Here is a 14,130-nt window from a genome sequence, read left to right as displayed (position 1 = left end):
TCCCCCTTCTAAACTACAAACTTACCTAATTTTCTATTTCTTATTAAATCTATAAAGGCTTCTATTCTCGTTAAATTATTTGCTTTACCAGTCTGTTCATCTATAGATAAAGTAAGGACCGGTATATCATGCTCTTTAGATATTTTAGGTATTATACTCTGAGACACAAGCTCAGGTAAGCAAGCAAAAGGCATCAAATGAATTACTCCATCAAATCCTCTGTCTTTAAAATCAACAATAAAACCGACTGTTTGCTTTGCATGACCACCTATAATTATCTCTATATACTTTTCACCTTTCTTCAATACTTCTTCTTCATGCGTTTTCTTTAAAAAACTAGGAATAAGATTAAAATCAACCCACTCAGATAGGTATTGAGATCTTTCTACTTCACATCCTAGTTCTCCTAAAATCTTTTCTATTTCCATGTTTATAGATGGCTCCATAACAACATAAATTTCTCCTACTATTCCAATCCTTATTTTCTCTCTTTCATCAACTTTCTTTAAACGAATGGAATTTATTATTTCTCTACTCCTATCGACAGCCTTTTTCAATTGTTTCTTATCATATGCCAAATCAAATTCTTTTTGTATTTCCTGCCAAGCCCTGTATGCAGAACCAGGTACTTCTTCATACGGTTTTATTCTATGTATTTCCTTATCAAAAACATCTATTTGCTTCAATAAATCATAAGTAAATTTTACCGCCTTGGATAATTTAAGCCATGAATTTTTACCTTTAATTTTCTTTACATTTTCCATAAATCTATCCTTGTCCCTATTTATTGCATCGAATATAATTACATCTACATCATAGCCCATTCTGTGTAAAATCCTTTTATGAATTTCACCATAGAAACCAGCTCTACAAGGACCATGCCCACCACTTGTTACAATAGTATCTACTCCCATTTCACAAGCCTCTATATAACTCCCCATTATAACCTTAAATGGGAAACAAGCAAATTCTGGGCTATATTTAACACCTAAATCTATCGTTTTTTGAGACGGTCTTGGAGGAACTACAACTTCATGACCTAGAAGTTCTAAAAGCTTTTTATAAACAATTACTGTCCCCATATAAGGAAATGTTACTTTCAATTTTATCCCCCCATTACTGCCTTTGCTTTTTTTCTTCTTATCATGTCTACAAAAGCTTCAATTCTCGTTTGCAGATGATTTTCACCTGTATGCTCATCTACTCTTATAGTCATAAAAGGTATCTTTGTATCATCTGACTCTATTTCAAAGAGTTTTCCTAAAAATGAATCTGGACCACAACCAAATGCTGTTATATGTATTATACCATCTACTTCATTTTCTCTAAAAAATTTATACCCTGCCCCTAAAAGTTTATTACTAAATGTCCAAAATAATACCTTATCCATATCATCAATATATTTTCTTAATTCGCTTTCATCTATCATATCAAAAGTTATAAAATCAACATTTAGATCTTTTAACTTATCTATTATATTCATATTAACAAAACCATCATACATATTATATACATAACCTAATATACCTAATTTCACATCACTATCAGATTTTTTCATGCTTTCTAATTTAATATTGTTATTAACCATATCAATAGCTTCTAAAATATGATATCCTTTTTTATTATACTCTCTAAATCTATACCATTTTTCTGATGCAATCTCACAAGCCTTTTTTAACTTATCTTGCGATATCTTAAGTTTTTCAGCAATATTAATATAATTCTTATAATCTGATATATCATCACTTTTCGATTTTATATGACAGGTAAGTATTTTGCCTTCCATTCCTTCTACTCCATGTATAAGCATATCTGGAAGCCCCATAAATTTAGGACAAAATACCTCTCCTTTATATATAGAAACCATTCGTGGCACAAATATATAATCTACATCTTTTTTTGTTAAATCAATACAATGCCCTATAAAAATTTTTATAGGAACACATATTTCAGGTACAGATGCCTTTATACCTTCATTTATAAGTTTCTTATTCGTGTCCTCTGAAACTACAACTTCCATTCCAAGCTCTTCAAAAAAAGTCTCCCAAAAAGGTCCATAGTAATAATATAGAAGTGCTTTTGGAATTCCAATTTTCACTTATCTTCCCCCCAATCTGAAGTAACTAAATTATTCCCCTAATACCACTATACTGCATCTCTTAAAATATTATATCAAAAAAAAATAAAACATATTTTATCTATTTAATCTTCATCAGCACAATAATATTTATATATCAATTCATCTAATTGCATACTCAATTCTAAAACTCTATTTTTGTCTATATCTTTTTTGGATAGAAGCTCATTAAGTTCTTGGCGTTTCTCTTCAATTATATTCTTTAATTTTTCTCTATTCGTATTATAAGCCATACAACTTCCCCTTCTAAATCAAATTCGTTTGACCAAATACTAGAAAATATACATAACTTGTAAATGATATTTTTTTATATTTTAATTCAATCCATTAAAATTAACAACAGAAATGCCAATACCTTTATTATCCGATTCTATAATATTATTTAAAACTGTCCAAATACTTTCTTTTTCAAATCCCTTTCTCCAACTTGCAACGCCTGCCAAATTATATCTGTAAATCAATTTGGCTTTAAGCTCTATAGATTTATCATCTTCTATCCATATTCTATACTTTTTCCCATTTCTAAAGTACTCCGTATAATACTGCCCTGATTCCTTGAGCCAAATTACTTCTAGACTGTTCTCTTTTATTATCTTTTCTACATCTTTCATAGTTAATACCTTTGATTTAACTCTAAGCCTTCCTTTATTGTCTTTATATTCCTCCCATTCTCTTGTATAGAAAGGTAATCCCATTATTAATTTTTCTTCTGGTATATACTTTAAGCTGTTTTCTATTCCTTTTATTACCCATCCTATTGAAGCTACAGAACCACTTTTAGGACTTGTTGCCCAATGTTCATCATAAGTCATAACTATACAGTAATCTAATATTTTGCTCAATTTTTCTCTATCATAAAACTTAGACCAATTTGGATTTGCTGAAGGTACAGTCATGTCCATAGAAACTATTATGTTTTGCTGCTTTAAAGCCTCAGTAAGTTTTTTTACAAACTCTGTTAATCTATCTTTATCTTCATAATATACATTTTCAAAATCTATATTTATTCCATCTAGATTATATATACTTGAATATACAACTAGTTGTTTTATTAAATTCTCTTGTACTTGTCTACTTTTTAAAAATTGTTTTGTTAAATCCCTATTAAATTGATTGTCTATAAGAGCCCATGCTCTGTATCCCTTTTTATGAGCTTGGTTAACATAACTAAAGTCTCCATTATTTATTATATACCCATTTGAGTCAATTGAAAACCATGTTGGAGCTATTACATTCAGCCCTTCTATCTTATTTTCTTTTGATAAATCTTTAGAATACTTATATACATAATCCCAAACTAAATTTATTTTTCCATCTATCTTCACATTCTGTCTAACATTATTAATTTTTCTGTCTATCTTCACATTTTCTGTTTTGACATCAACTATCTTATTTAGAACATATCCTACATAGCCTTTTTGTGTCCTTACCTTAAACCATTTTCCATCTTCTTCAAAAACTATTACTTTATCGCCCTCCTGAAGCTTGTCCATTACAAAACTAAAAGAAGACTTTTTAGGTCTAAGATAGGTATTAGACTTAATCTTCCCAACTTTAATAATATCTTTGAGTCTATCTATTATTAAAGTATTGGTTTCTTCAATATAACTTACATTTATATCAAATATTTTCTCAAGCCCTCGAATATTTAAATACTGTTTACCATCTATATTAACTGTAAGAAAATTCAGCTTTATACCATTTCTAATCATATTATCCAACTTTTTTGTCTCAAGCTTAAATATAGGATTTTTAATTTCTAAATATAATCTATTATCATCTTCATCTAACACAATATCTGAATTTAAATACTCTTTTATAATCTCAACAGGAATATATATTCTATCGCCTTCTATCACGGAATATATATCTGATTTAAGTGCCATATCTTCTATCACAATATTAACTTCATTTTGGAGATAGGCATTAGCAACATTCTGGGGCTCATATGATTTAAAATATAATAATCCTAATACAGATAAAACTGTCATAATAGTAACCACAAATACAAATATTAGTCCTTTTTTTAGCATAAAATCCTCCCAACCCCTTATTTACATCTATTTACATTATACCAATATATTTAAAAATTTCTATAGGAAATTCAAGGGAAATATGTTTCGCATTGTATTATATCTTCAGGCATAAACATAAAAAGTGGCTGACAATAAAATATCTAATACTTTTAATATTAGTTAAATAGAAGTATAATATTTTTAGAATATATAAATATTATAATATTTACTAAGGAGGTTTAACATGTCAAAAGTTGTAGAGAGGTTTTTAAAATACGTGAAGTATGACACAAGATCTAATGAAGAATCTAATACCGTTCCAACTACAGATGGTCAAATGGTTTTTGCTAAAGAACTTGCTAAAGAATTAGAAGATATAGGATTAGAAAACGTTTCTGTAGACGAAAACGGTTATGTAATGGCTACACTTCCTGCTAATATAGAAAAAAATATACCAACTATAGGTTTTATAGCTCATATGGATACAAGCCCAGAAATGCCTGGAAAAAATGTTAACCCTCAAATAGTAAAAAATTATGATGGCAAAGATATCATCCTTAACAAAGAAAAAAATATAATTTTGTCTCCTAAAGATTACCCTGAATTGAAAAATTACATAGGTAAAGACATCATAACTACCGATGGCAATACACTTCTTGGAGCAGATGATAAAGCTGGAATTGCAGAAATAATTACTGCAATGGAATACTTAATAAATCATCCTGAAATACCGCATGGTACTATTCGTATTGCTTTTACTCCTGATGAAGAAGTGGGTAGAGGTGCAGATCATTTTGATGTGAAAAAATTTAATGCTGACTTTGCTTACACAATAGACGGTGGTGCAATAGGAGAACTTGAATACGAAAATTTCAATGCAGCAAGTGCAAGAATATATATAAATGGTATAAACATACACCCTGGTAGTGCTAAAAATAAAATGAAAAACTCAATGCTTATTGCAAATGAATTTATAAATATGCTTCCTGAAACTGAAACTCCTGCACACACACAAGGATATGAAGGCTTCTATCATCTAATTTCAATAAAAGGAAGTGTTGAAAAAACTGAACTCTATTACATAATCAGAGATTTTGATAAAAATAATTTTGAAAAGAGAAAAAAATTAGTAGAAGAAATTGCCAATAGATTAAATGATAAATACGGTGACAATACCGTTGAAATAAAAATAAAAGACCAATATTATAATATGAAAGAAAAAATTGAAGAGGTAAAACATGTTGTAGATACTGCAATTGAAGCTATGAAAGCCGCAGAAGTTACTCCTGTAATTGTACCTATCAGAGGTGGTACAGACGGAGCAAGATTATCTTTTATGGGACTTCCTACTCCTAATATATTTACTGGAGGACATAACTTCCATGGAAGATATGAATATATACCAACATTTGCAATGGAAAAAGCAGTTGAAGTTATTTTAAAAATTGTAGAAATATATGCAATGAAATAAATTAGAGGGCTTAAATTAGCCCTCGTTTACTTTAAATTCATTAACTATTTCTTGTAATTTATCTGCTAGAGCTTTTAAATCTTGAGTATGTGAAGAAATAGTTTCCATAGAAGCTAACTGTTCTTCTGTAGATGCTGACACTTGCTGAGTTGCAGCTGCTGTTTGTTGTGCAGCGGCTGAAATATTTGATATAATATCTAGTATTTCGTTTTTCTTTTTAGCCATATCATAGTTATATTCTTTTATTTCTGAAACTTTGTCAACTAAATTTCTTATAGAAATTAATATTTTATTAAATATTTTTTCAGTTTCTAATACTGCTAAATCTTGCTCTTCAACAATAACTCTTGCATTTGCCATTGCATCTACAGCAATTTTTGATTGATTTTGTATACCTTCTATTAAAGCCTTTATTTCTTCTGCTGCTTTTGATGATTGTTCTGCCAATTTTCTTATTTCCTCAGCAACAACTGCAAATCCTTTCCCTTGTTCTCCTGCTCTTGCGGCTTCTATAGCTGCATTTAGAGCGAGAAGATTTGTCTGTTCTGCTATTTGTGATATTGTATCAGTAATTACTCCAATTTCTTCTGAACTCTTATCTACTTTTTGAACTATCTCATTCACTCTCATAGCTGCTTTACTATTTTCTCTTGTTTTTTCTATTAGCACTTTGACTTGCTCTAATCCATCATTGCTAAGTTCGCTCGTTTCTTTTGAAATGTTATTCATTTTTTCTGTTGTATTAAGTACTATATCTATAGCTTTTGCTAATTCATTAGCATTAAAAGAACCTTTTTCAGTATCTTTAGCCTGCTCTGTAGTACTTTTTGCAACTTCCTCTATTGTCTTAGCTATTTCATCAGATGCTATTGTTGCTTGCTGCGTTGTTGCAGCTAAAGATTCTGATGCTTCATAAACAGTATTTGAAGCCTTCTTAACTTCTTTAATCAAATTACTTATATTATCAATCATATTATTAAAGCTGTTCGCTATTTGACCAAATTCATCTTTTGTCTTCAATTCTGCTTTTGACGTTAAATCTCCTGTCGAAGCCTTTTCAATAGCTACTTTGACTTTATTCAACTGTTTAGCTACTTTCCCTGATATAATTAACGAAATAATAACTGCTAATATTATCCCTATTAATATACCATATAATACAAAATGCTTTATTATATCTGTATCTTGTAGTAATTCATTTTCCTCCATAGAAGCCATGAGTTTCCAGCCTGTTTTTTCATTTGTTGTAAAACTTAAAAATTTATTCTTTCCTTCAAAAACATATTTTGAAAATCCTCTATTATTTGTCTTCGCAGTCGGCCAAAATTCTAACTTAGGAATCATATCACTATTACCTATTTGTTTTGGATCAGGATATGCTATAAGAGTACCATTTTCATCCGTAACAAAAACATATCCTTTTTTACCAACAGCTATACCCGATAGCTTTTCTGATAAATGCTTAAGATTCATACCTATACCTATAACTCCTACAACATTACCATTATTTATAACAGTTTTAGATACTGTTATAGCTACTTCACCTGTAACTGCATCTTTATAAGGCTTTGTCCACATTACTTTGCCTTTGTTTTCTAAAGCTATCTTATACCATGGTCTAGTCTTATGGTTATAATTATTTGGTAACTTTACATTTGGGTATATATACATATCTCCACTTTCTGTACCAAAATATATGTTCATTATCTCAAGATTATTTTCCTTAACACTTTTTAATAACTCCATAACTAGCTTTTCATTATTCAAATTCTCTTCGTATATCATATTTTCTTGATTAAAAACAATATTCTTATTATCTATATTCTTAAAACTCACATTATCAGCTAATATTGAAACTAATTTCTCCATCCTTGTTAAATGCTCATTTAAATATTTATTAACTCCGTCTATATTTTGTTGTGTAGTAATTCTAAAATTACCCTCTAATATTTCAAAAGATTTCCGGTAAGTAAAATAACCTAATAGGCTTAAAGGTAATATGATTACTACCATAAAAATTGATAGTAATTTAAATCTTACACTTCTAAAAATATTTTCCATTTTCAATATAATTCTCCTTTCCCCTTTTATTTTTCAAAAAAAAAACTATACTCATGGGTATAGTTCTGCCTTTGATATATTTCCAACTTATATCGGCAGTCTGGCAATCTTAGGACATATGTCCCTTAGACCCATGACTTTGCGTCCCTACCTTTCGATAGGTTTGCCTTTATCGTACTATTCAATATTCAATTGATACTTTTAACCTGCTTATAAATGTTATAAATGTCATTTTATATATTCTACACCAAGCAAACAAATTCCTTTTTTTCGTCAATTTTTTTGTTGAATTTTCTATTATATAATTTATATTCATTCTTCTTTGTCATTTTATTTTCTTTTAAATCTTTTATAGAACAATTATGATATATTATAATTTATAAATATTATTATATATTGAAATATTAGATAAAAAGATATATTATTAAAATAAACTGTTAAAATATTCTAAAAATAAGGAGGTATAGTTATGGATTTAAGGTGGAGCTTAGATGAGTTATATACATCTTTTGAATCAGAAAATTTCATCAATGACATGGAAAAACTTAATAGTGTTATTAAAAAAATTAATGATTGGGCTGAAGTTAACCTCAATACTAAAGACAATACAATGCAAAAAATAGAGGAATATATAAACATACAAATAGAACTAAATACTCTTTTTGAAAAGCTAATGTCATTTGCAGAGCTTACTTCAAGTGTTGATGCTAAAAATGAAAAAGCTTTAATGGTTATTGATAAACTTCAGACTAAAATAACTGAACTAACAAAGCCAACAGTTAAATTTCAAAGATGGTTAAGCTCTATAGAAAATCTTGATGAAATAATCTCATCATCTGATATTTTAAAAGAACATGAATTCTATCTAAAAGAAATTTATAATAAAGCAAAATATCTACTTAGTGATGAAGAAGAAATATTAATTGCTAAAATGTCTAATACAGGCTCAAATGCCTGGACAAAACTTCAAAATATACTTACATCAACTCTCCTTGTAGATATTAATGTTGACGGAGAAGAAAAACAGCTTCCACTTCCTATTGTAAGAAATATGGCATACGACAAAGATCCTAATATTAGAAAAACAGCCTATGAAGCTGAATTGAAAGCATACAAAAAAATAGAAGAATCTTCAGCAGCATGCCTTAATGGTATAAAAGGTGAAGTCCTTACTATATGTGAAATGAGAGGATATAGTTCCCCATTAAATATGACACTAATTGACTCGAGAATGGATAGAGAAACACTAGATGCTATGCTTTCTGCAATAAAAGAAAGTTTACCTACTTTTAGAAAATACTACAAAAGAAAGGCTGAACTTCTAGGCTATAATAACGGTCTTCCTTTCTATGAACTATTTGCTCCTATGGGAGAAATTGATATGAATTTTACATATGATGAGGCTAAGGATTATATAGTAAAGAATTTTAGAAGCTTTAGTGAAAAATTAGCTACATTTGCTGATACTGCGTTCAAAAATAGATGGATAGATGCAGAACCAAGAGAAGGTAAAAGAGGAGGAGCGTTCTGTTCAAACCTTCATCCTATAAAACAAAGTAGGATTTTATCTAATTTTACTGGCAGTTTCAGCGATGTTATAACACTTGCTCATGAATTAGGTCACGGCTACCATGGAGATTGTTTAAAGGATGAAAGTATATTAAATAGCGACTACCCTATGCCATTAGCTGAAACAGCTTCTATCTTCTGCGAGACTATAGTAAAAAATGCTGCATTAAAAGAAGCTACTGAAAAAGAGGCTTTTTGGATATTAGAACAATCTATCTCTGATGCAGGACAAGTTATCGTTGATATTTACAGCCGTTTCTTATTTGAATCTAACTTATTTGAGAAAAGAAAAGACCATGCCCTATCTGTAAGAGAACTAAAAGAACTTATGTTAGATGCTCAAAAAGAAGCTTACGGTGATGGTTTAGATGAAAATTACTTACATCCATATATGTGGGTTTGTAAACCGCATTACTATGAAGCCGCTTATAACTTCTATAACTTCCCATATGCTTTTGGATTGTTGTTTGCAACTGGATTATATGCAGAATATTTAAAAAAGGGAGAAGCATTTGTTGAAGAGTATGATAACTTGCTTGCAGCTACAGGAAAAAATAATGCTGTAGATGTAGCAAAATTAATGGGCATAGATATAAGGTCAGTAGATTTTTGGAGAAGCTCTTTGAAGTTAATTGAAAAGGATATTGAAAAGTTTATCGAATTAAGCAAATCAAATATACTATAGAGTCAAGGAATAGTTCCTTGACTCTATTTTATAAAAAATTCTATTAATAGAATAATAAATAATAAACCCGCTGCTATGGATAATACTCTTGGTATTACTATTCTATACATAGCTATCGTAAGAGCTATTACATCTCTCCAGCCTAAACGTACATCATCATTTTTATCCATTTATAACACCACCATTTATTTACAAATATTATTTAATAAACTACATTTTATCAACAAAATGGCATGCAACAAAATGTCCTGATTCTACTTCTTTTAATTGAGGTACTTGCTCTTTACATATATCTTTTACATATTGACATCTTGTATGGAATTTACATCCTTTTGGAGGATTTGCTGGACTCGGTACATCTCCCTCTAATATAATTCTTTCCTTTTTAACCGTTGGATCTGAAATAGGTACTGCTGATAACAAAGCTTTCGTATATGGATGCAATGGATTTGCAAATAGATTTTCACTAACAGCAATTTCAACAAAATTACCTAAGTACATAACTCCTATACGATCACAGAAGTATTTTACAACACTTAAATCGTGTGATATAAAAAGATAAGTTAAGCCGAACTGTTCCTTAAGCTCCTGCATTAACGTTAAAACCTGAGCTTGAATTGAAACATCTAGTGCCGCTATAGGCTCATCACATACTATAAACTTTGGTTTCAAAGCTAATGCCCTTGCTATGCCTATCCTCTGTCTCTGTCCTCCACTAAACTCATGTGGATATTTATTTATATAAGCAGCTCTTAGTCCACATAATTCTAATAATTCTTTAGCTAAATCTATTGCTTCTTTTCCTTTTGCAATACCATGTTTCTTTAAACCTTCTGATACTATTGAACCAACATTCATCCGCGGATCTAAAGAAGCATATGGATCTTGGAAAATTATCTGCATATCTTTTCTAAGCCGTCTCATTTCTTCTTTGTTCATATACTTTTTTTTCTCAACGTCAAATATTACCTTTCCCTCAAATTTAACTGAACCCGCTGTAGGATTAAGTAGTCTCAAAATAGTCCTCCCTGTCGTTGATTTGCCGCATCCTGATTCTCCAACTAATCCAAAAACTTCCCCTCTTTTTATCTCAAAAGAAATACCATCAACAGCTTTGACATCTCCTATTTTTCTCGATAATACTCCACCTGTAATTGGAAAATATTTTTTCAGATTTTTAATTTCTATTATATTGTCTGTCACTACTTGGTACCCCCTTTACTATGTAGCCAGCATCTCACCTTGTGTCCAGATTTTATTTCTACTAGTTCGGGCATCTTTTCTTTACAAATATCCATAGCATAATCGCATCTTGGTTCAAAAGCACATCCTTTTGGCATATTAAATAAACTTGGAACCATACCTCTTATACACTTTAATTTTTCGTCTTTACCTATTAAAGAAGGTCTTGAATTAAGTAATCCTATTGTATATGGATGCTTTGGATTTTTAAATAAATCGATAACATTTGCTTCCTCTACAATTTTGCCAGCATACATAACTACTACATCATCTGCCATCTCTGCTATAACACCTAAGTCATGAGTTATAAACATAATCGCTGTTTTAAATTCGTCCTTTAATTTTCTAATTAGATCGAGAACTTGTGCCTGTATTGTAACATCTAATGCTGTTGTTGGTTCGTCTGCTATTAATAGTTTAGGATTACAACTCAATGCCATGGCTATCATTACTCTTTGCCTCATTCCTCCACTTAACTGATGAGGATACTCATCTATAACCTTCTCCGCTCTAGGTATACCAACCATTTTTAAAAGCTCGATACATTTCTCTCTATTTTGTTTACCTTTTAAATTTAAATGAAGTTCTAAAACTTCCCCAATTTGATCTCCTATAGAAAACACAGGATTTAATGCGGTCATTGGCTCTTGGAATATCATTGCAATTTCATTTCCTCTCAACATTCTCATTTCATCTTCAAAAAGTTTTAAAAGGTCTTTCCCATCAAAAAATATTTTCCCCTTTTCTATAAAACCATTTGGTTTCGGAACTAATCTCATTACTGAAAGTGATGTAACACTTTTTCCGCATCCAGACTCTCCTACTATACCTAAAACTTTCCCCTTTTTAACCACAAAATCTACATCATTAACTGCTGTAATCTTGCCATGCGATGTATTGAAGCTTGTCTTTAATCCCTCTACTTTTAGTAATATTTCTGACAACTCTTACACCTCCTACTGTTTTAACTTTGGATCTAGTGCATCTCTTAATCCATCACCTAAAAGGTTAATTGACAATACTGTAATAAATACCAATATTCCTGGAGGAATCCATAACCACCAATGTAATCTAAGCGAACGCATAGACTGTGCAGCCGAAAGCATATTACCCCAACTTGGCCTTGGCTGTTTTACTCCTAATCCCAAGAAACTTAGGCCCGCTTCGCTTAATATACCACCAGCTATTCCAAGCGTAACAGCTACAATAATAGGAGCAAAAACATTAGGTAATATATGATTAATAATTATCTCTTTAGAGTTTAGTCCAAGTGCTCTTGCTGCCTCTATAAACTCTCTTTCTTTAAGCGATAATACTTCTGCCCTTACTAGTCTAGCTATTCCAGTCCAACTAAGAATTCCCCTTATAAGCATAACATTCCATATACTAGGTCCAAGTATAGCTGCCATTGTAATAGCCATTACAAAGAATGGAAAACACAAGAAAATATCTACTATTCTCATTATAAAGTTATCTACCCAACCTCCAAAATAACCTGCTATAGCTCCTAGTGTAACTCCAATAACTGCTGCTATACCAGTTGAAACTAGTCCAACACTTAATGAAACTCTTGCTCCATAAATTAATCTAGTATACACATCTCTACCTAATTCATCTGTTCCTAACCAATGTTCTTTAGATGGCGGTTCAAACACTCTTAATGGGTCTATTGTATCTCTACCATGTGTTGTAACAAGCGGTGCAAATATAGCTAAAAAAACAAGTATAGCTAAAACCGTAAACCCAAACATTGCTAACTTATTTTTTTTGAGTCTATCAAATGCAAGTTGCCAAGGAGATACTCCCTTTTCGTATTGTATAAATCTATTATTTTCTACTACTGATTTAGCATCTGCCACTTTTCTCGCCCCCTTTTTCATTTAACTGTATCTTATTCTTGGATCTATAAATGCATAGACTATATCAGCAAATAAATTAGCAATCAATACACAAAGTGCAATAAGCATATTACTTGCCATAATAAGAGGATAGTCCCTATTTAATACTCCTTGATACATTAAAGTTCCCATACCTGGCCATGCAAAAACAGTTTCAGTAAGAATTGCACCTGATAATATAAATCCTAATGACAAACTCAATATAGTTACAACTGGTATAAGTGCATTTCTAAGTGCATGTTTATAGATAACAACTTTTTCATTTAAACCTTTTGCTCTAGCTGTACGAATATAGTCTTGTCTTATAACTTCAAGCATACTAGAACGTGTATACCTCATTGTACTCGCTATTTCGAGTAAAGTTAAAACTATTAAAGGCAGTGCCATATGATGTAATAAGTCTAGGAATGCTCTTAATCCTGTATAATGAGCACCTGCTGTCCTAATTCCCGATATAGGAAATAATCCAAGATCAAATGCTAAAAACTTAATCAATAGGAGAGCCAAGAAAAATGCAGGTATAGAAATGCCTATAAATGCAAGTATCGTAACTATATAATCAAAAATGGAATACTGTTTAGTCGCAGAAATAACTCCTATAGGTACAGCTATTATCGTACTTAAAAGTAAAGCAGCAAGAGATAAAATAAAAGTATTACCTATTCTTCGTCCTATTACATCAGTAACAGGAACCTTATATCTAATCGAATACCCTAAATCACCTTTAATTGCTCTACCTACCCACTTTACATATTTAACTGGAAGTGGATCATAATATCCTATGGCTTTAAGCATTCTCTCTTTGTCTTCTGGCCTAATTTTGGGGTTTATCATATGTTGGTAAGGATTTCCTGGCATGCTGTTTATTAATGCAAATAAAATAATAGATAACCCAAACATGATTGGTATCATAATTAACAGCCTGCGTATGATATACTTTCTCAAGTTCGTACCCTCCTTTTAAATAAACCTTCAATTTAAAATCAACTACAAGGTATATGATTTCTTAAAATTTAAAGACAAATTTAATTAATAGCCCAATATGGGCTATT

The 14,130-nt window shown here is 30.6% G+C and carries 12 protein-coding genes and 1 riboswitch; of the genes, 2 read left to right on the top strand and 10 right to left on the bottom strand.

The annotated features are described in order from the left end of the window. Positions 1-8 precede the first annotated feature (8 nt). From AB4Y15_RS02460 to AB4Y15_RS02445, 4 genes are all read right to left on the bottom strand, one after another. Positions 9-1,103 (bottom strand): acyl-CoA dehydratase activase-related protein, encoded by a 1,095-nt coding sequence (locus AB4Y15_RS02460; protein WP_427338246.1) that lies wholly within the window; start codon positions 1,101-1,103, stop codon positions 9-11. Positions 1,104-1,105: 2 nt separating this feature from the next. After that, positions 1,106-2,098 (bottom strand): acyl-CoA dehydratase activase-related protein, encoded by a 993-nt coding sequence (locus AB4Y15_RS02455; RefSeq protein WP_427338245.1) that lies wholly within the window; start codon positions 2,096-2,098, stop codon positions 1,106-1,108. Between the two features lie 104 nt (positions 2,099-2,202). Continuing rightward, complete coding sequence (locus tag AB4Y15_RS02450) at positions 2,203-2,370, bottom strand: aspartyl-phosphate phosphatase Spo0E family protein (RefSeq protein ID WP_427338244.1); 168 nt, start codon at positions 2,368-2,370, stop codon at positions 2,203-2,205. 81 nt (positions 2,371-2,451) lie between these two features. Beyond that, positions 2,452-4,170 (bottom strand): glycosyl hydrolase family 18 protein, encoded by a 1,719-nt coding sequence (locus tag AB4Y15_RS02445; protein WP_427338243.1) that lies wholly within the window; start codon positions 4,168-4,170, stop codon positions 2,452-2,454. 226 nt (positions 4,171-4,396) lie between these two features. On the opposite strand from AB4Y15_RS02445, the gene pepT reads away from it, so the two are divergent. Then, positions 4,397-5,623, top strand: a complete 1,227-nt coding sequence (gene pepT / locus AB4Y15_RS02440; protein WP_427338242.1) for a peptidase T — start codon at positions 4,397-4,399, stop codon at positions 5,621-5,623. 15 nt (positions 5,624-5,638) lie between these two features. Here the strand turns inward: pepT and AB4Y15_RS02435 are convergent, their stop codons facing one another. Continuing rightward, the gene (locus AB4Y15_RS02435; RefSeq protein ID WP_427338241.1) at positions 5,639-7,684 is read right to left on the bottom strand and encodes a methyl-accepting chemotaxis protein; all 2,046 of its coding nucleotides are present in this window, start codon (positions 7,682-7,684) and stop codon (positions 5,639-5,641) included. Positions 7,685-7,775: 91 nt separating this feature from the next. After that, positions 7,776-7,862: riboswitch (cyclic di-GMP riboswitch) on the bottom strand. A gap of 291 nt (positions 7,863-8,153) precedes the next feature. Here AB4Y15_RS02435 and AB4Y15_RS02430 point away from each other — a divergent pair. Further along, positions 8,154-9,938, top strand: a complete 1,785-nt coding sequence (locus AB4Y15_RS02430) for a M3 family oligoendopeptidase (RefSeq protein ID WP_427338240.1) — start codon at positions 8,154-8,156, stop codon at positions 9,936-9,938. 23 nt (positions 9,939-9,961) lie between these two features. Here AB4Y15_RS02430 and AB4Y15_RS02425 read toward each other — a convergent pair whose 3' ends face one another. From AB4Y15_RS02425 to AB4Y15_RS02405, 5 genes are read right to left on the bottom strand one after another with little or no spacing between them, the layout of a single operon-like run. Then, complete coding sequence (locus AB4Y15_RS02425) at positions 9,962-10,108, bottom strand: hypothetical protein (protein WP_427338239.1); 147 nt, start codon at positions 10,106-10,108, stop codon at positions 9,962-9,964. A gap of 40 nt (positions 10,109-10,148) precedes the next feature. Further along, a complete protein-coding gene (locus AB4Y15_RS02420) occupies positions 10,149-11,141 on the bottom strand; it encodes an ABC transporter ATP-binding protein (protein ID WP_427338238.1) in 993 nt (330 codons plus the stop codon). Further along, complete coding sequence (locus tag AB4Y15_RS02415; protein ID WP_427338237.1) at positions 11,141-12,124, bottom strand: ABC transporter ATP-binding protein; 984 nt, start codon at positions 12,122-12,124, stop codon at positions 11,141-11,143. Before AB4Y15_RS02415 ends, AB4Y15_RS02420 begins: the two co-directional genes overlap by 1 nt. 12 nt (positions 12,125-12,136) lie before the next feature. Next, positions 12,137-13,039, bottom strand: a complete 903-nt coding sequence (gene opp4C / locus AB4Y15_RS02410; RefSeq protein WP_427338236.1) for an oligopeptide ABC transporter permease — start codon at positions 13,037-13,039, stop codon at positions 12,137-12,139. Positions 13,040-13,060: 21 nt separating this feature from the next. Then, positions 13,061-14,023: an ABC transporter permease gene (locus tag AB4Y15_RS02405; RefSeq protein WP_427338235.1), complete on the bottom strand. Its 963-nt coding sequence runs from the start codon at positions 14,021-14,023 to the stop codon at positions 13,061-13,063. Positions 14,024-14,130 lie beyond the last annotated feature (107 nt).

The sequence above is a fragment of the Caloranaerobacter longqiensis genome (assembly GCF_050286925.1).
Classification (GTDB): Bacteria; Bacillota; Clostridia; order Tissierellales; family Thermohalobacteraceae; genus Caloranaerobacter.
This window is presented reverse-complemented; position numbering and strand designations above follow the sequence as displayed.